This window comes from Phreatobacter sp. (assembly GCF_027532945.1).
Taxonomy (GTDB): Bacteria; Pseudomonadota; Alphaproteobacteria; order Rhizobiales; family Phreatobacteraceae; genus Phreatobacter.
The window spans coordinates 1-16,948 of the sequence record NZ_JAPZTZ010000006.1; the positions used below are offsets into that span (position 1 = coordinate 1).

At 72.1% G+C, this 16,948-nt stretch carries 24 protein-coding genes; 21 read left to right on the forward strand and 3 right to left on the reverse strand.

Translation table 11 applies throughout. The features are described 5' to 3' along the window. Positions 1 to 417: 417 nt before the first annotated feature. From O9344_RS05505 to O9344_RS05545, 9 genes are all read left to right on the forward strand, one after another. Positions 418 to 792, forward strand: a complete 375-nt coding sequence (locus O9344_RS05505) for a hypothetical protein (RefSeq protein ID WP_298473908.1) — start codon at positions 418 to 420, stop codon at positions 790 to 792. Positions 793 to 818: 26 nt separating this feature from the next. Continuing rightward, complete coding sequence (locus O9344_RS05510) at positions 819 to 1,223, forward strand: hypothetical protein (protein WP_298473911.1); 405 nt, start codon at positions 819 to 821, stop codon at positions 1,221 to 1,223. A gap of 31 nt (positions 1,224 to 1,254) precedes the next feature. Next, positions 1,255 to 2,406: a phage portal protein gene (locus O9344_RS05515; RefSeq protein ID WP_298473914.1), complete on the forward strand. Its 1,152-nt coding sequence runs from the start codon at positions 1,255 to 1,257 to the stop codon at positions 2,404 to 2,406. A 47-nt stretch (positions 2,407 to 2,453) separates the two neighbouring features. After that, positions 2,454 to 2,675 (forward strand): hypothetical protein, encoded by a 222-nt coding sequence (locus O9344_RS05520; protein WP_298473917.1) that lies wholly within the window; start codon positions 2,454 to 2,456, stop codon positions 2,673 to 2,675. Positions 2,676 to 2,793: 118 nt separating this feature from the next. Then, complete coding sequence (locus O9344_RS05525) at positions 2,794 to 3,324, forward strand: TIGR02281 family clan AA aspartic protease (protein ID WP_298473920.1); 531 nt, start codon at positions 2,794 to 2,796, stop codon at positions 3,322 to 3,324. 41 nt (positions 3,325 to 3,365) lie between these two features. Beyond that, positions 3,366 to 3,563, forward strand: a complete 198-nt coding sequence (locus O9344_RS05530) for a hypothetical protein (RefSeq protein ID WP_298473923.1) — start codon at positions 3,366 to 3,368, stop codon at positions 3,561 to 3,563. Continuing rightward, positions 3,560 to 4,027 (forward strand): HK97 family phage prohead protease, encoded by a 468-nt coding sequence (locus O9344_RS05535; RefSeq protein ID WP_298473925.1) that lies wholly within the window; start codon positions 3,560 to 3,562, stop codon positions 4,025 to 4,027. The genes O9344_RS05530 and O9344_RS05535 overlap by 4 nt, the downstream gene beginning before the upstream one ends. An 86-nt stretch (positions 4,028 to 4,113) precedes the next feature. Continuing rightward, positions 4,114 to 5,370: a phage major capsid protein gene (locus O9344_RS05540; protein WP_298473927.1), complete on the forward strand. Its 1,257-nt coding sequence runs from the start codon at positions 4,114 to 4,116 to the stop codon at positions 5,368 to 5,370. A 47-nt stretch (positions 5,371 to 5,417) separates the two neighbouring features. Next, entirely contained in the window at positions 5,418 to 5,783 is a 366-nt protein-coding gene (locus O9344_RS05545; RefSeq protein WP_298473930.1) for a hypothetical protein, read from the forward strand. Between the two features lie 4 nt (positions 5,784 to 5,787). Here O9344_RS05545 and O9344_RS05550 read toward each other — a convergent pair whose 3' ends face one another. Both O9344_RS05550 and O9344_RS05555 read right to left on the reverse strand, forming a co-directional pair. Beyond that, a complete protein-coding gene (locus O9344_RS05550) occupies positions 5,788 to 6,642 on the reverse strand; it encodes a trypsin-like serine protease (protein WP_298473932.1) in 855 nt (284 codons plus the stop codon). Then, on the reverse strand, positions 6,642 to 7,385 hold the full coding sequence (locus O9344_RS05555; protein ID WP_298473934.1) for a trypsin-like serine protease: 744 nt from the start codon (positions 7,383 to 7,385) through the stop codon (positions 6,642 to 6,644). The genes O9344_RS05550 and O9344_RS05555 overlap by 1 nt, the downstream gene beginning before the upstream one ends. A 142-nt stretch (positions 7,386 to 7,527) precedes the next feature. Between O9344_RS05555 and O9344_RS05560 the strand changes: the two genes are divergently transcribed. The 8 genes from O9344_RS05560 (at position 7,528) to O9344_RS05595 (ending at position 10,764) form a co-directional block, all read left to right on the forward strand. Then, positions 7,528 to 8,100: a hypothetical protein gene (locus O9344_RS05560; RefSeq protein ID WP_298473936.1), complete on the forward strand. Its 573-nt coding sequence runs from the start codon at positions 7,528 to 7,530 to the stop codon at positions 8,098 to 8,100. Beyond that, positions 8,097 to 8,429: a head-tail adaptor protein gene (locus tag O9344_RS05565; protein ID WP_298473939.1), complete on the forward strand. Its 333-nt coding sequence runs from the start codon at positions 8,097 to 8,099 to the stop codon at positions 8,427 to 8,429. The genes O9344_RS05560 and O9344_RS05565 overlap by 4 nt, the downstream gene beginning before the upstream one ends. Continuing rightward, complete coding sequence (locus tag O9344_RS05570) at positions 8,426 to 8,701, forward strand: hypothetical protein (RefSeq protein ID WP_298473942.1); 276 nt, start codon at positions 8,426 to 8,428, stop codon at positions 8,699 to 8,701. The genes O9344_RS05565 and O9344_RS05570 overlap by 4 nt, the downstream gene beginning before the upstream one ends. After that, positions 8,698 to 9,108, forward strand: coding sequence for a DUF3168 domain-containing protein (locus tag O9344_RS05575; RefSeq protein WP_298473945.1), 411 nt, complete (start codon positions 8,698 to 8,700; stop codon positions 9,106 to 9,108). Before O9344_RS05570 ends, O9344_RS05575 begins: the two co-directional genes overlap by 4 nt. A gap of 71 nt (positions 9,109 to 9,179) precedes the next feature. Beyond that, positions 9,180 to 9,587: a phage major tail protein, TP901-1 family gene (locus O9344_RS05580; RefSeq protein ID WP_298473948.1), complete on the forward strand. Its 408-nt coding sequence runs from the start codon at positions 9,180 to 9,182 to the stop codon at positions 9,585 to 9,587. Between the two features lie 10 nt (positions 9,588 to 9,597). Then, positions 9,598 to 9,972: a gene transfer agent family protein gene (locus O9344_RS05585; protein WP_298473951.1), complete on the forward strand. Its 375-nt coding sequence runs from the start codon at positions 9,598 to 9,600 to the stop codon at positions 9,970 to 9,972. Then, entirely contained in the window at positions 9,972 to 10,133 is a 162-nt protein-coding gene (locus O9344_RS05590) for a phage tail assembly chaperone (RefSeq protein WP_298473954.1), read from the forward strand. The genes O9344_RS05585 and O9344_RS05590 overlap by 1 nt, the downstream gene beginning before the upstream one ends. Before the next feature lie 34 nt (positions 10,134 to 10,167). After that, a complete protein-coding gene (locus tag O9344_RS05595; protein WP_298473956.1) occupies positions 10,168 to 10,764 on the forward strand; it encodes a phage tail tape measure protein in 597 nt (198 codons plus the stop codon). 12 nt (positions 10,765 to 10,776) lie between these two features. Here O9344_RS05595 and O9344_RS05600 read toward each other — a convergent pair whose 3' ends face one another. Next, entirely contained in the window at positions 10,777 to 11,019 is a 243-nt protein-coding gene (locus O9344_RS05600; RefSeq protein WP_298473959.1) for a YdcH family protein, read from the reverse strand. Positions 11,020 to 11,100: 81 nt separating this feature from the next. Here O9344_RS05600 and O9344_RS05605 point away from each other — a divergent pair, with 81 nt between their 5' ends. From O9344_RS05605 to O9344_RS05620, 4 genes are read left to right on the forward strand one after another with little or no spacing between them, the layout of a single operon-like run. Next, entirely contained in the window at positions 11,101 to 11,727 is a 627-nt protein-coding gene (locus tag O9344_RS05605; protein ID WP_298473962.1) for a DUF2460 domain-containing protein, read from the forward strand. Positions 11,728 to 11,730: 3 nt separating this feature from the next. Next, on the forward strand, positions 11,731 to 12,615 hold the full coding sequence (locus O9344_RS05610; RefSeq protein WP_298473965.1) for a DUF2163 domain-containing protein: 885 nt from the start codon (positions 11,731 to 11,733) through the stop codon (positions 12,613 to 12,615). A gap of 40 nt (positions 12,616 to 12,655) precedes the next feature. Further along, the gene (locus tag O9344_RS05615) at positions 12,656 to 13,099 is read left to right on the forward strand and encodes an NlpC/P60 family protein (protein ID WP_298473967.1); all 444 of its coding nucleotides are present in this window, start codon (positions 12,656 to 12,658) and stop codon (positions 13,097 to 13,099) included. Beyond that, complete coding sequence (locus O9344_RS05620) at positions 13,099 to 16,929, forward strand: glycoside hydrolase/phage tail family protein (RefSeq protein WP_298473970.1); 3,831 nt, start codon at positions 13,099 to 13,101, stop codon at positions 16,927 to 16,929. Before O9344_RS05615 ends, O9344_RS05620 begins: the two co-directional genes overlap by 1 nt. Positions 16,930 to 16,948: the final 19 nt, after the last annotated feature.

A 16,948-nucleotide genomic window follows, 5' to 3' on the forward strand; every position in this document is an offset into this window, starting at 1 on the left:
TCAATCACCGCCGCCTGATGCGCCCCATCGGCGATATCCCGCCCGCCGAAGCCGAGGAGCGCTACTATGCCATGCTGGACCAGGCAGCCATGGCCGCATAACTTAACCCAAAAGGCCTCCGGCGAACCGGGGGCGGTTCAGTCCGGGTCGATTTGCCGTGGAGTCTTTTCCAGCTCCTATTGGAAGACGATTTAATCAAGCCGAGCCTGACTTGAACGACCTCTTTGGCAACCGCAACGGTTGCAACACTTGCGGTGTCAGAACGCCCGGTACAGTCTCAGGTCATTGGTATTTCGATCATCAGCCAAACACAGGTTGGAATCCTTGGGGGCGTCCACAAGATGTCTGGCCCCAGTGCCAGCACTGCAGCAACACCCAGGGTGCCTACGTCCGATGGTTGAGAAACAGAGGTGAGCAATGATGCAAACCGCAATCGTTCGCCCAGAGCACTCCATCCTGTTCATCGAAGACCGCTCGGGTGGCGAAGTCCCCATCTTCATGCCGGAGGATTTCCCAAACCAGGCCTGCGCCACGGAGACCTCGATCTGCTTCATGCTCCTGCCCGAGCCCGACGGGCCGACCGAAGTCGTCATCGGCACCCGCGCGGAGGTCGATCCCGGCCGCGAGCCGAAATTCGTCAGGGAGATCCCCACACCCTCGCGCCTCATCCGCGTCGTCGAGGTCGACGACACCGAGGTCTTCGCTGTTCCCGTGCCGGGCGTAACGACGCGGGTCAGCCTCTGGTTCAGCCACCCGCGTTGGCCCGACAAGGTCATCATCGGCCTCGGATGACGTCGCGGTCGGCTGTTCGGCATTGATTGGAGGCCGAGCGGTTCGCGAATGAGGGACCCGGAATGAAGCAAAGCGTCTCCACAAGCCCCATTAACTCGATCCTCTTCATCGAGGACCGCCCCACCTCGAACATTCCGGTTGTCGATCCGCCGACCGCACCGGCCTGGGCCACGCCCGACTGCATCATCATCAAGGCCTATCCGGAACAGGATGGCCCGACCGACGTGCTCCTCGGCGACCACACCGACGTGGATCCGGGCCGGCCGCCGGACTTCACCTCGATGCTCAGGACTCCTGGTCGCCGCGTATTGGTCAGAGACGCCCTGGATCAGGCGGTCATCACCATGCCATCGGACCGAGACCTGACCCGCATCGCGATCTGGCTAAGCCATCCCGAGTGGCCCGAGAAGGTCATCATCGGCCTCGACTGACATCCCCACCCCGCCCCTCGCGGAGCCTCCCATGTCCTTCCTCTCCCGTCTCCTCGGCACCCCCGAGGCGAAGCGGTCGCGCACGGCCGCCCTCGTTGCGCTGTCGCCGCTCGGTCGGCCCGCCTGGTCCGCGCCCGAGCCGAAGCGCTTCCATGGCGAGGCGCTGGCGAAGAACCCGGTCGCCGCCCGCGCCGTCGCCCGCGTCGCCCGTGCGGCCGCCGAGATCCCCTTCCAGTTCACCCAAAGCGGCTCGGATGCCCCCGCCCATCCGGCGGCGCTGCTCATCGAGCGGCCGAACGAGACCCAGGACCGCGTGGCCCTCGCCGAAATGCTGGCGACGCATCTGCTCCTCACCGGCAATGCCTATGTCGAGGCGGTGAGCGTCGAGGGCCGTATCCGCGAACTCCACGTCCTGCGCCCCGACCGGATGCGCCTCGTGCCGGGCGCCGACGGCCGGCCCGCGGCCTACGACTATGAGCTCGACGGGCGGTCGCTGCGCTTCGTGCAGGAGGGCGCGGTGCCGCCGATCCTCCACCTCACCCTGCCGCATCCCTTCGACGACCATTTCGGCCTCGCCCCGCTCACCGCGGCGGCGGCCGCCATCGACATCCACAATGCCGCCACCGCCTGGACCAAGGCGCTGCTCGACAATGCCGCCCGGCCCTCCGGGGCCCTCGTCTATTCCGGCGGCGACGGCACCCTCACCGAGGAGCAGTATGAGCGGCTGAAGGCGGAGCTGGCGGAGGGGTTTTCCGGCGCGCGCAATGCCGGCCGTCCGCTGCTGCTGGAGGGCGGGCTCGACTGGAAGGCGCTGTCGCTGTCCCCGAAGGACATGGATTTCATCGAGGCCAAGCACGGCGCGGCGCGCGAGATCGCGCTCGCCTTCGGCGTGCCGCCGCTCGTCCTCGGCATTCCCGGTGATGCAACTTACGCCAATTACCAGGAGGCCAACCGCGCCTTCCACCGCGACACCGCCCTGCCGCTCGCCCGCCGCATCGTCGGCGCGCTCGTGGGCTGGCTGGTGCCGGAGGGAACGCTTCACGCCACGCCCGACGAGGACGCCATCGGCGCGCTCCATGCCGAGCGCGAGAGCCTGTGGCGGCGCATCGGCGCGGCGGGGTTCCTGTCGGACGGCGAGAAGCGCGAGGCGCTGGGCTATCCCAGGCAGAAGCCGGGGGTGTGAGGAGCCCATCCTGCCCTTCCTTTCCGCCCCACCCCGAAAGGATCGCCATGCTCCCCCAGGGCGCCGAACCCGTCGTCCGCGCCTTCATCGAGCGCGCCGACATCGCCGCCCTGGCCCTGTTCATGTGGGCCTCCGTCACCACCGGCCTCCTCGTCTGGACCTTGAGGGAACTCGCCGCCGCCAACCGTCGCTTCGACGCCTTCGTGCGCGAACTCGCCCGCTTCAACGCCCGTGCCGGCCGGCCGCACGGCTCCCGCGAGGACGAATGACCCCATGTGTCTCAATTGCCGTTGACCGCCCCTTCACCCTGCGGACAAGCGCCGCCGCCGCCTTAACGCCTCGCCAAGGACGAAGCCGCCAGCATGGCCGCGCACGGAGCTTGCCGTCATGCTGCCGAAAGCCTTCCTCCTGTTCATGCTGCCCGTCGCCGGTCTCGCGGTGCTGCGGCCCGACGCCTTCGAGACGCTGCTCGGCGCCTCCGGCCATCGCTCGCAGCAGGCAGCCGCCGTCACGCCCGCCGCCATACCGGCCGGCGGCAATGGCGGCTATCCCGCCAAGCGCCTCTATGCCGACCGCGACGGCCATGTCCGCGCCCGCGCTCGCGTCGACGGGCGATCCTTCGACGTTCTGGTCGATACCGGCGCGACCATCGTCGCCCTGACATGGAATACCGGCCTCGACCTCGGCCTCGTCCGGCCGGGCATGGTGATGGACGCGCCGATGCAGACCGCCAATGGCCGGGTCGTCGGCAAGCGCGTCACCATCCCGCGCCTCGAGGTGGAGGGGATGAGCGTCGCCTCGGTCGATGCTGTGGTGCTGCCCGCCGGGGCGCTCGCCACCAACCTGCTCGGCATGAGCTACCTGTCGCGGCTGCGCCGCGTCGAATTCGCCCAGAACACGCTGCTCCTGGAGCAGTGAGGCGCCCTCCCGCGGGAGGGCCTATCCCGCGGGACCATCCCATGATCGACCAGGTTCTCCGCCGGCTGCGGCCGGAACGCCGACCCATGCCCGACGCCGACCCGATCCGGCGCTTCGTCGAGACCCTCGCCACCCTGGAGGAGAGCCGTCCGCGCCCCGTTCGCGGCGGGGGCGGGCGCATCAGCGCCCTCGACCCCGGCGGCGCACCGTTCAGCCGGACCCCGCGGAGGCCATCATGAGCGCCGCGCTCCATCGCTTCGCCGCCCCGCCGGCCCGGCTCGACCCGGCCACCGGCATCTTCACCGGCTATGCCTCGCTCTTCGGCATTCCCGACGCCCAGAACGACGTGGTGGAGCGCGGCGCCTTTGCCGCCTCGCTGCTGCGCCGCGGCACGGGCGGAATTCGGATGCTCTGGCAGCACGATCCGGCCGAGCCCATCGGCACCTGGCTGTCGCTGGCGGAGGATCCGGTGGGGCTTCGCGTCACCGGCCGGCTGGTGACGGCGACGGCGCGGGGGCGGGAGGCGCTCGACCTCCTCGCCGCCGGCGCGGTCGACGGCCTCTCCATCGGCTTCAAGGCGATCCGTGCCGAGCGCCGCCGCCGTGACGGACCCCGCCGGCTCCTGGAGGTCGATCTCTGGGAGGTCTCGGTCGTGACCTTTCCGGCGCTCGCCGGAGCGCGGGTGACGCGGGTCGCGGCGTAGGCCCGCTCTCGCATCTTCAACCCCCCGAGCCCCGCCATCGCGCGGGGCATTTTGCGTTTCCACCCCCCTCAAACCCCGAGGAATCCATGCCCGAGATCCACACCGACGCCTCGCCCGAGACCAAGACCCTGCTCCCCCACGAGGCGCAGCTGACCCATCACGAGGTCATGCGCCTGTTCGAGACCTTCAAGGAGGCGAATGACACCCGCCTTGTCGAGATCGAGCGGCGCGCGAGCGATGTCGTCACCGAGGAGAAGCTCGCCCGCCTCGACCGGGCCCTCGACGAGCGGCTCGCCCGCCTCGACCGCCTGGTGCTGGAGGCCCGCCGCCCGCAGCTCAGCCCCGAGCGTCGGGAGGCGCGGACGGGCGCGAGCGAGCACAAGGCCGCCTTCGAGGCCTATATCCGCTCCGGCGAGACCGGGGCCTTGCGCGCGCTGGAGACCCGCTCCCTCTCGGTCGGCTCCGGCCCGGATGGCGGCTATCTCGCCCCGCCGGAGATCGAGACGACGGTGACGCAGCGCCTCTCCGCGCTGTCGCCGATCCGCGCCATTGCCGGCGTCCGCCAAGTCTCGGGCGCCACCTACAAGCGCCCCTTCGCCAAGGCGGGCCCCGCCACCGGTTGGGTCGGCGAGACCGCGGCGCGCAGCCAGACCGACGCGCCGCTCCTCGCCGAGCAGGTCTTCCCGGCCATGGAGCTCTACGCCATGCCGGCGGCGACCCAGACGCTCATCGACGACGCGGCGGTGGATCTCGAGAGCTGGATCGCCGGCGAGGTCGAGACCGTCTTCGCCGAGCAGGAGGGCGCCGCCTTCGTCCATGGCGACGGGGTCAACAAGCCGACCGGCTTCCTCACCCAGACGCTGGTCGCCAATGCGGCCTGGGAATGGGGCAAGATCGGCACGGTCGCCAGCGGCGCGGCGGCGGGCTTCCCCGAGGAGGATCCGGCCGATGTGCTCTTCGACCTCGTCTATGCGCTCAAAGCCGGCTACCGCCAGAACGGCCGCTTCGTCATGAACCGCAAGACGCAAGGCGCGCTGCGCAAGATGAAGGACGGGTCGGGGGCCTATGTCTGGGCGCCGCCGGCCCAGGCCGGCGGGCAGGCGAGCCTCTTCACCTTCCCCGTCACCGAGGCCGAGGACATGCCGGATATCGCGGCGGGCGCGACGCCCATCGCCTTCGGCGACTTCCGCCGCGGCTATCTGGTGGTCGACCGGGTCGGCCTGCGCATCCTGCGCGACCCCTATTCCGCCAAGCCCTATGTGCTGTTCTACACCACCAAGCGCGTCGGCGGCGGCGTGGCGGATTTCGACGCCATCAAGCTCTTGAAGGTGGCGGCGGGCTGATCCGGCATCGGCCGGACTGATCGGCTCCGGCGGACGGGATAGGCTTGTTGCCTGCCCATTCGCCAGAGGTCGCCATGGTGATCGGCACGCGGATTCTGACGCTGCGCACGGAGGCGGGTGAGGTGCCCGTGCCGGTGACGATCTATGGACCCGAGGCGGGGACGGATGGCGGCTGGCTCTGCCGCTACGAGATTGGCTGGCCGGATGAGCTGAGGGTGAGCGTCGCCGGGGGTGTCGATGCGCTGCAGGCCGTTCACCTGACGATGCAGAAGATCGCTGTCGATCTCTACACCAGCGATGAACACCGCGAGGGGCGTCTCTCCTGGTCCGGTCAGGGCGGGGGCTACGGCTTCCCGATGCCGAAGGGCGGCCGCGACCTGCTCGTCGGTTTCGACAAGCAGTTCGACGGCTGACCCCTCAATTCCCGCCGCGATCCAGCCGCGCCCAGGGCGGCAGGCCCTGGCGCTCCGGCGCACGGGGCGGCGGCAGGGTCGCAACCACCGGATTGGGCGGGGCGACGGCCTCGCCGGTCGCCATGGCGCCGCGGATCCAGCCGGCAATGCCGACCACCGGCATGGCCACGGTCAGCGAGCCGCAGCCGCGCGTCTCCGGCGGGCCGGAGACGAGGCTGACGACGCCGACCACGCTGCCGCCCACCATGGCGGGGCCGCCGGAATCGCCCTGGCAGGCCGAGGGGCCGAAGCCGCGGGAGAGCCGCTGCAGGTCGCCGAGGGCGGTGTAGCCGGAAGGCGAGCGCTGGAGCACGGGCAGCGCCACGCGGCGCAGCTCGCCGGCGCTGCGCATATTGTCGAGCTGCTGCCGGCCGAAGCCCGCAATGGTGACGCGGCTGCCGGGCGCGGGATCGCGCGTGCCGATCGGCGCCGGGCCGAAGCCGGCGGGGGGAAGGTCGCGTAGCGTCAGCACGGCCACGTCGATCGGGGCGGTGCGGCCGCCCTGGGCGGAAACGCCGGGATGGCCGGCCGCCGCCAAGACCGGGGTCAGCGCCACGATGCGGCCCTGGCGGATGAAGGCGACGACGGCGAGCCTGGCGCCCGCCACGCAATGGGCGGCGGTGAGCACCGTGCGCCGGCCGATCAGCGTGCCGGTGCAGCCATTGGCGTCACCGGTGACGATGAGCACGGAGGACCGGGCAAGCGCATCGCCGGGCGGCACTGCCTGCCCGCCAATGATGGCGTTGGCCGGCGTCACGGCCGCAAAGGCCGCGGCCAAGGCGCCGAGAACGAGAGATCGTGCGGGGGACACGACAGGCATCAGGAACCTCCAAGGCCGCGAGCGGCTTCCTCGATCCAGCGACGGTGCGGGGCGACGGGGACCGTGCCGGTCAGCGCGCCGCAGCGCGCGCTGCCACGCCCCGTCGTCCAGCTGACAATGCCCGATACGACCGGGCGCCCTGCTTCGGATGCATAGACCGGACCGCCGGAATCGCCGGTGCAGGCACCGAGCGCCTGGGGGCCCGGCCCGGTGAGCCGCACCTGATAGGTCGAGGGACGGCCGGTGACGGAGAGGGCGGCCGCCCTCAGCGTGCCGGCGCTGCGCCCGTCGCCTTCCGCTGCCGGGCCGAAACCGACGAGGCGGATGGATGTTCCGGGCGTCGGCAGGCTGCCGCCGGCGAGCCCCGCGGCGCGGCGGCCATGGCCGATGGGCTGCGCGGTGCGAACCACCGCGAGATCGACGGCGGTGCGGCGGGCCTGCCAGTCCGCCCGCCGGTATTGCGGATGAACGCGGCTGCCGACGACCTCGTTGATCAGCGGCTGGCGGCCGGAGCCGAAGACCAGCACGGCGATGCGCCCCGCGCCGTCGACGCAATGGGCGGCGGTCAGCACCAGCCGCTCGCCGATGACGGCGCCGGTGCAGAAGCCCTGGTTGCCGGTGATCATCACCGTTTCCGCCGACGCCGGATCGCCGGCGCCGACGGGAGATCCGCCGATCACGGCGAAAGCCGGGGCGGGGGAGAGACAAACGAGCGCCGCGAGCGCCCGGGCGAAAGCCTGCACGTGAACCTCTGATCCCGGACAAGAGCGGGCCGAGAAGGCCCGCCGCCGCCCGCCCTGTCAACCCGCGCCCGGTTCCGCCGCCGACACGCCCGCGTGAACCGCCGGGCGGCGTGCCGCCACTCAAAGCCCATGCGAGGCCACGATGAGCCTGATCCAGACCGCCCCTCCCGCCGGGGAGCCGCTTCCGCTTGCCGACCTCAAGGCCTTCCTGCGCCTCGACGGCGCCGAGGAGGACGCCCTCGTCCTCTCCACCGCCGCGGCGGCGCGGGCCCATCTCGAGGCGATGACCGGCCGGCTCTTCCTCAGCCAGGGCTGGCGCATCCGGCGCGATACATTTCCGCCGACCGGCCGGCTGATGTTGCCCATCGGGCCGATCCTGTCGCTCGATGCGGTGACGGTCGCGGGGGAGGGCGGTCCGGTCGCCGTTCCGGTCGACCGGTTCCTCCTCGATGGCACCGCCGCCCCGCCGCGCCTCGCCTGGCGGCCAGGGAGCCTGCCGCAGCCGGCAACCCCACTCGCCGGCATCGCCCTCGACGTCACTGCCGGCTTCGGCACGGCGGAGGACGTGCCGCCCTCGCTCCTGCAGGCGCTGCGCCTGCTCACCGCCCACTGGTTCGACAACCGCGCGCTCATCGCCGTCGGCCACGAGGTCGCGGTCATCCCGCGCATGGTCGAGGACCTGGTGGCCCCCTTCATCATGAGGAGGATCGCATGACAACCGGCCTCTATCCCGGCACCCTGCGTCACCGGCTCTATGTCGAGGCACCCTATGAGGTGCCGGACGGCATGGGCGGCGTCACCCGCGCCTTCGAGACGGTGGGCCTCGTCTGGGGCCTCATCGCGCCGCTCGGCGGCACCGAGGCCCTCGCCGAGGATCGCCTCGCCCAGCGCCTCACCCACCGCATCGTCATCCGCCGCTTCGCCGGCCTCACCGCCGCCCACCGCCTGCGCAAGGGCGCGCGGCTCTTCGACATCCGCGCCATCCGCGAGGACGTGCCGGTGCGCTCCTACCTGACCCTCTTTGCCGAGGAGGTCACGCCGTGAAGCCCCTTGTCACTGTCGCCTATGGCGGCTTGTCCGGCATCGGCCGCCTGCCCCGCTGGACCACGCCCTTCCTCGTGCGCCTCGCCGACCGCTTCCTCATCGCCGCCGCCAATGAGGGTCCACCGCTGCGCCTTGTTACCCGCGCAGATGGCGGGCTCGCCCTGGTCGATCCGGCCACGGACGCCTTCGCCCGCGAATATGGCGCGACGGGACGCCCGGCGACGCCGCGCCTCGGGCCGGCCGCCGACCGCATCCGCGGAGGCCTCGCATGACCGCGCCCGCCTCCCTCGCGCTCAGGCGCGCGCTGCATGACGGGCTGCTCGCCCATGCGCCACTTCTGGCGGTTCTGGGCGGGCCGAAGGTCTGGGACGAACCGCCGCGCACTGCCGCCTTTCCCTATGTGACGCTGGGCGAGGCCCGCACCACCGACTGGTCCACCGGCGACGGCACCGGCCACGAACATGCGATCACGCTGCATGTCTGGTCGCGCCAGGGCGGGCAGAGCGAGGCGCATCTGGTCGCCGGCGAGTTGGTTGCTGCGCTTGAGGCGGTGCCGCTCGCGCCGCAAGGCCAGCGCCTCGTCAACCTGCGCTTCGCCACCGCCGACATCCGCCGCGAGCCCGACGGACGCACCTGGCACGGCGTCGTGCGGTTCAGGGCCGTCACCGAGCCGGGGTGAGGGGTTCTCGGCCGCTCGTTCCCTGGCCCCCTCCCCCCGTCCGTCCCCCCCATCCACCCCCGGAGAACCCCATGGCCGCCCAGAAAGGCAAGGACCTGCTCGTCAAGATCGCCGACGGCGCAGGCTTCGTAACCGTCGCGGGCCTGCGCTCGCGCCAGCTGCGCTTCAATGCGGAGACCGTCGACGTCACCCATGCCGAGAGCGCTGGTCGCTGGCGCGAGCTGCTCGGCGGCACCGGCGTCAAGCGCGCCTCGGTTTCCGGCTCCGGCCTGTTCCGCGACGAGGCCTCCGACGCGCTCATGCGCCAGGTCTTCTTCGACGGCGCGGTGCGCGACTTCCAGATCGTCGTGCCGGATTTCGGCGTGGTCGCAGGTCCCTTCCAGATCACCGCGCTCGAGTTCGCGGGCAACCACAATGGCGAGGTCACCTACGACATGGCGCTGGAAAGCGCCGGGGCCCTCACCTTCACCGCTGCCTGAGGAGGCACCCATGGCCAATGCCCGTCGCGGCGAGATCGAGGCCGAGCTCGGCGGCACAAGCCGCCGCCTGGTCCTCACCCTCGGGGCCCTTGCCGAACTCGAGGCGCATTTCGAGGCCTCCGACCTCGTCGACCTTGCCGAGCGCTTTTCCGCCGGCCGCCTGTCGGCGGGAGATCTCGCCGCCATCATCGGCGCCGGGCTGCGCGGTGCGGGGGAGGCGATCACCGACCGCGAGGTCGGGGCGCTCGCCGTCGAGGGCGGGGCTGCCGGCTATGCGCGCATCGCCACGCAATTGCTCGCGGTGACCTTCGGCGGCGGCGCGGCGGAGGAGGGGGCCGGGCGCCCTTTCGGCGGAGCCCCGAGCCCTTCCCCTGGGACGAGGTGATGCGGCTCGCCTTCGGCGTCCTTGGCTGGCCGCCGCAGCTGTTCTGGCAGGCGACGCCGCGCGAACTCGCCGCCGCGCTGGAGGGATGTTTCGGCCGCATCGCCGCGCCGCTGGATCGCTCGGGGCTGGAGCGGCTGATGGCAGCCTTTCCGGATGGGTGAGCGGCAAACCACGCACGCACACAAGGAGTTTCCCATGACCGCCGTCGACACCCTCTCCGTCGAGATCACCGCCGACACGTCCGCCTTCCGCCGCGAGCTCGGCGAGGCCGACAAGCTCGCCCGCGGCTTCGGTGCCTCCATGTCCCGCGCCTTCGCCAATGCGGTGGTGAAGGGTCAGGACCTCGGCACCGTCGTCCAGTCGCTTGGACAGCAGCTCTCGGCCATGGCGCTGCGCGCGGCGATCCGCCCCATCACCGATGGGCTGTTCTCCGGCTTCCAGGACCTGATGATGGGCTTTCGCGGCCTCGGGCAGGGCATCACGGCCGAGGCCGGGCCGCTCTCGGGCCTGACGCCCATGGCCCGCGGCGGTGTCGTCGCGGCGCCAACCTATTTTCCTCTTGCCGGCGGACGGACGGGCCTCATGGGCGAGCGCGGCGCGGAGGCGGTCATGCCGCTTGCCCGCACCGCCGATGGCCGCCTCGGCGTCGCCGCCGGTGGAGGAGGGGCGGCGGGCCGTCCCGCCGTCGTCGTCAATGTCACGGCCACCGATGCCGGCAGCTTCCGCCGTTCGGAGGCGGAGGTGACCGCCATGCTGGCCCGCGCGGTGGCGCGCGGCCGCCGCCAGCTTTGACGGCCACCCCGCTCACGCCGCCTTGGAGAGCAGCGCAGCGATCTGGTCGAGCAGGTGGAGCCGCTCCTTCTTCAGCGTCTCGGCGGTCTCGTCGGAGGCCGGCGCGATCTCGGCCTCGATGCGGTGAATCTCGCGGTTCACCGCGTGATAGCGGTCGGCGAGCCGGGCGAAATGCGCATCCGCCTGCTTCAGGCGCGAGATGGCCGCCACCTTGTCGGGGAATTCGGCGGAAAGTTCATGCGGCGTATGGCTCACGAGGGCCTCCTTGGGTGGGATCGCCGCGATCATGGCCCGGCCGTCGATGCCCGGCCTTGTGCGAGATCAAGCGAGGAGCCCATGCCGGCCTTCCACGAGGTGACCTTTCCGCTCGATGTGGCGCTCGGCGCCTCCGGCGGGCCGGAGCGGCGGACTGATGTCGTCCTGCTCGGCTCCGGCCGCGAGGAGCGCAATGCCCGCTGGGCCCATTCCCGCCGCCGCTGGGATGCCGGCTACGGCGTCCGCAGCCTCGCCTCCCTTCAGGCCGTCGTCGCCTTTTTCGAAGAACGCCGCGGCCGCCTCCACGGTTTCCGCTTCCGCGACCGGCTCGATCACGCCTCCGCTCCTGCCGGCGTGGCGCCGTCGCCCACCGATCAGCCGATCGGCACGGGCGACGGCGAGAGGCTCGTCTTCGCGCTGGCGAAGACCTACGGCCAGGGTGACAGCGCCTATGTGCGGCCGGTGGCCAAGCCTGTCGCCGGTTCGGTGCGGGTCGCGGTGGCCGGGATCGAGACCACCGCCTTTGCCTGCGATGCGACGACCGGCCTCGTCACCTTCGACATGGCCCCGCCAGCGGGCGCCGCCCTCACCGCCGGCTTCCTCTTCGACGTGCCGGTGCGCTTCGACACCGACAGGCTAGACGTCAACCTCACCTCCTTCGCTGCCGGCGACATTCCCTCCATTCCCCTCATCGAGATCAGGCCCTGACCCATGCGCATGCTGCCCCCCGGCCTGCAGGCCCGGCTCGACACCGGCTGCACCACGCTCGCCACGGCCTGGATCGTCCGGCGCAGGGACGACGTCGTGCTTGGCTTCACCGACCATGACGCGGATCTGGTGGTGGACGGCGTCACCTGTCGCGCGGCTTCGGGCTTCGACGCCTCGGCCGCCGCCGAGAAGCTCGGCTTTGCCACCGCCACGGCGGAAATTGCCGGCGCGCTGGTGGATGAGGCGAGCAGCGAGGCGGATCTGCGCGCCGGGCGCTATGACGGCGCGAGCGTCGAGGTCCATGTGGTGGACTGGCAGGCGCCGGAGCTGTCCCTGCACCTCTCCACCCTGACGCTCGGCGCCGTCACCCGCGAGGGCCCGGCCTTCCGCGCCGAATTGCGCTCCCGCACCGCCGCGCTCGATGTCGAGCGGGGGAGGCTCTACACCCCGCGCTGCTCGGCCGATCTCGGCGATGCCCGCTGCGGTGTCGATCTCACGGCGCCCGACCGCCGCGCTGAGGTCCTCGTGGCCATGGTGGGCGAGGCAAGCCTCGTCGTCTCCGGCCTTGGCCTCGACAGCGACCGGCTGGCGGGAGGGCGGCTGCTGGTCACCTCCGGCGCGGCGGCCGGCTGGAGCGTCGAGATCGCCGCGGCGAGTGCCGTGACCGGCGGTGTGCGCCTGTCGCTGTGGCAGGCGCCGCCGGACCCGCCGGCCCCCGGCGATGCCGTGACGGTGACCATCGGCTGCGACAAGAGCTTTTCCACCTGCCGCGACCGCTTCGCCAATGCCCTGAATTTCCGCGGCTTCCCCCACATGCCCGGCATCGACCGCATCCTCTCCGTGCCGGTACCGGGCGAGGGCGGCCATGACGGGGGCGTGGTGGGGTAGGCGGGTCGCGGTCTTTGGCCCATCAACCGACGGCACACCCATGCCCACTCGCGCCACCATCATCGCCGCGGCGCGCGGCTGGATCGGCACGCCCTATCGCCACCAGGCCTCGCTCCGCGGCATCGGCTGCGACTGCCTCGGCCTCGTCCGCGGCGTCTGGCGCGACCTCCTCGGCCCCGAGCCGGAAACCGTCCCGCCCTACACGCCCGACTGGGCGGAGGCGCAGGGCCGCGAGACCCTCGCCCTCGCCGCTGGCCGGCATCTTCTGGCCATCCCGCTCGCCGAGGCCGCCCCCGGCGACGTCGTGCTCTTCCGCTGGCGCGCGCATCTGCCGGCCAAGCACTGCGCCATCCTCTCCGGGCCGGCGACGCTGATCCACGCCCATGACGGCGCCGCCGTCGCCGAGGTCGCCTTCGCGTCCTGGTGGCGCCGCCGCCTCGCCTTCGCCTTCGCCTTTCCCGACCTTGTGCCGGAGCCCGACTGATGGCCTCGCTCGTCCTGTCCTTCGCCGGCGCCGCCATTGGCGAGAGCTTCGGCGCCGCCGGCGCCATGGCTGGCCGCCTCGTCGGTGCGCTGGCCGGGGCCGTCATCGACCGCGCCCTGTTCGGCGCCCGCCCGCCGGACGGGCCGCGGCTGAAGGATCTCGATGTCCTCTCCTCCACCGAAGGCGCGCCCATCCCGCGCGTCTATGGCCGGATGCGGGTTGCCGGCCAGGTCATCTGGGCGACGAAGCTGACCGAACATGCCTCCGGCGGCGGCAAGGGCGCGCCGCGCCAGCGCAGCTACAGCTACACCGCCGATCTCGCCGTGGGGCTCTGCGAGGGACCTATCGCCGCGATCGGCCGCATCTGGGCCGACGGCAAGGAGCTCGACCAGAAGGGCCTGACGATCCGCCTCCATCGCGGCACCGAGGACCAGCCAGCCGATCCGCTCATCGTCGCCAAGGAGGGGGCGGGCGAGGCGCCGGCCTATCGCGGCCTCGCTTATGTCGTCTTCGAGCAATTGCCGCTCGACGCCTTCGGCAACCGCATCCCGCAGCTGACCTTCGAGGTGATGCGGCCGGTCGGCCGGCTGGAGGCCATGGTCCGTTCGCTGGTGGTCATCCCCGGCGCCACCGAGTTCGGCTACGAGCCGGGCATCCATGCCCGCGAGTTCGGCTATGGCCGTTCCGCGCCGGAGACGCGCCACACGACGCGCGATGGTTCGGATTTTTCCCTCGCCCTGGACGATGCACAGGCGCTCTGCCCGAACCTTCAATCCGTCTCGCTGGTGGTCGCCTGGTTCGGTGACGACCTGCGCGCCGGAACCTGCACCATCCGCCCAGGCGTTGAGCGCCGCGACAAGGAGGTGGCGGGTGTGGACTGGAGCGTGGCGGGCGAGAGCCGCGCCAGCGCCCGCCTCGTCAGCGAGGTCGATGGCCGGCCCGCCTATGGCGGTTCGCCCTCGGACGCGACCGTCATCCGCGCCATCCGCGACCTGAAGGCGCGCGGGCTGAAGGTGACGCTGATCCCCTTCGTCATGATGGACGTGCCGGCCGGCAACGCCCTGCCTGATCCCTGGACCGGAGCGGCGTCCCAGCCGCCCCATCCCTGGCGCGGCCGCATCACTGTGACGCCGGCGCCGGGCCGGCCCAGTTCGCCGGATGGCGGGGCGGCTGCGGCCAGCGAGATCGCCGCCTTCCTCGGTTCAGCCTCAGCGAGCCATTTCAGTATCGCGGGCGAGGCCGTCGCCTATGCCGGTTCATCCGAATGGCGCTACCGCCGTTTCGTCCTGCACCTCGCGGCCCTCGCCAAGGCGGCGGGAGGCGTCGACGCCTTCGCCATCGGCTCGGAAATGGTCGGCCTGACGCGGGTCAGGGGCGCGAGCGGCCATCCCTTCGTCGCCGGGCTGGTGGACCTTGCAGGCGAGGTGAAGAGCCTCATCCCCGAGGCGACCCTCACCTATGCCGCCGACTGGACCGAATATGGCGGCCAGGCCCGCGGCGCCGATCTCGACTTCCCCTTGGATCCCCTCTGGGCGAGCGAGGCCATCGGCGCGGTCGGCATCGACTGGTATGCCCCGCTCGACGACCGCCGCGACGACACACCCGGCTCGCCCTACGACCGCGCAGCGCTGGCGGCGGGCTTTGCCTCCGGCGAGGGCTTCGACTGGTTCTACGCCACGGAGGCGGACCGCAGCGCCGGCCTGCGCACGCCGATCACCGACGGGCTCGGCAGGCCCTGGGTCCATCGCCAGAAGGATCTTGTCTCCTGGTGGTCGAACCAGCACCGGCCGCGCATCGGCGGCGTCGAGGGCACTCCGACCGCCTGGGTGCCGCGCTCCAAGCCGATCTGGTTGACCGAACTCGGCGTGCCGGCCGTCGATCGCGGCGCTAACCGCCCCTCGGTCTTCCCCGATCCGAAATCCAGCGAGAGCGGGTTGCCGCCCTTTTCCAATGGCGACCGCGACGACCTCATCCAGCGCCGCGCGCTCGAAGCCGTGCTCGGCCGGCTCGATCCCGCCTTTGGCGCGGATGATCAGGCGAACCCGGCCTCGCCGCTCTATGGCGGCCGGATGGTCGATCCGGCGCGGATCGCGCTCTGGGCCTGGGACGCCCGGCCCTGGCCGGCCTTTCCGCGCGCTGGCGACGTGTGGGCCGACGGCGCGAACTGGGAGACGGGCCACTGGCTCACCGGCCGGCTCGGGGCGGCACCGGTCGGCGACCTGATCGCTGCCGTTCTCGGCGATGACGACATCGCCGTCAGAGAGCTGACGCCGGTCGAGGGCGTGCTCGACGGGTTCTCCATCGACCGCCCCATGACGTCGCGGGATGCGGTCGAGGGCCTTGCCCGTGCCTTCGGCGTCGAGATCCGCGACTCGGCCGGCGGGCTCGTCCTCGACGGCCGGCCCGCGCCGCCGGTGGCGGTGCTGACCTCCGCCGACCTCGTGGAGGACGGCGACACGCCGCCTCTCTCGCTCTCCCGCGGCGAGACCGATGACCTGCCGGCCGAACTCTCCATCGCCTTCGCCGAGACGGCGGCGGACTTCCGCGCCTCGGCTGTCACCAGCCGCCGCCTTGCCGGCGGCGGGCGTCGCGTTGCCGGCCTGTCGCTCTCGGCGGCGGGGGAGGGCGGCGAAATGACCATGCGCGCCGAAGCCCTGCTGCACCGGCTCTGGGCGGCGCGGGACCGCGCCAGCTTCGCCCTGCCGCCCTCGCGCCTCGCGCTGGAGCCGGGCGACGTCGTCTCCCTCGTGGCCGGCGGCTCGACCGCGCCGCTGCGGCTCGCGACGCTCGAAGGCGGGCTGATGCGCCGCGCCGAGGCCATCGGTCATGCCGCGCCGGTCCGCGCCCGGCGTCCGCCGCCTCTGGACCGCAGCTATGCTGTTGCCAAGGCGGAAGGCCCGCCCGCTGTTGCCGTCCTCGCCCTGCCACCGCTCGCCGAGACCGGCGATCCGCCGCTGCTGCACGTGGCCGTCGCCGCCGATCCCTGGCGCGGGCCCTATACGATCTGGCGGGGCGGTGAGGGCCTCGGCCACGAGGCCGTGGCGACCCTGTCGCGGCCCTCGCTGATGGGCCGCACCATCACGGCGCTTGGCGCCGGCCGTCGCTGGATCTGGAACCGCGAAGCCAGGGTCACGGTCGAGCTCGTCACCGGGGCGTTGGCCGGCCAGCCCGAGAAGGCGGTGCTCGGCGGCGCCAATGCCCTCGCGCTCCACCATCCCGGCGAAGGCTGGGAGGTTCTGCAGTTCCGCGATGCAGAGCTGGTGGCCGAGCGCACCTTTCGCCTGGGGACCTTGCTGCGCGGCCAGCGCGGCACCGAGCATCTCGCCGGTGCGGTCGCGGCGGGGGCCGAGGCCGTGCTTCTGTCGGGCCCGCTCGCGCCGCTCGTCACCGAACTCGACCTGGTTGGCCGCGCCTTCCGCTACCGCGTCGGCTCCTCGACCCTTCTCGCCGCCGATCCGGCGGTGGCGGAGGTCGCCGCGACCGCCGACCTCACCGCGCTCCGGTCCTTCGCGCCGGTCCAGCCGCGCGTCCGCAGAACGGCGGAGGGCATTGCGGTGAGCTGGATCCGCCGCACCCGTCTCGGCGGCGACGGCTGGGACCTCGCCGAGATCGGCCTCGGCGAGGCGAGCGAGCGCTACCGCCTCGTCATCCGCGATGCGGCCGGCACCGCGCGCCGCACGGTCGAGACCACCGAACCGGCCTTTCTCTATGCCAGCGCCGCCGAACTCGCCGATTTCGGCTCAGCCCTCACCGCCCTCCGCCTCTCCATCGTCCAGCTCTCCGCCGTCGCCGGCGAGGGCCGGCCGCTGGAGGCGGTGCTGCCGCTCTGACCTGTCCACCTCACGGGAG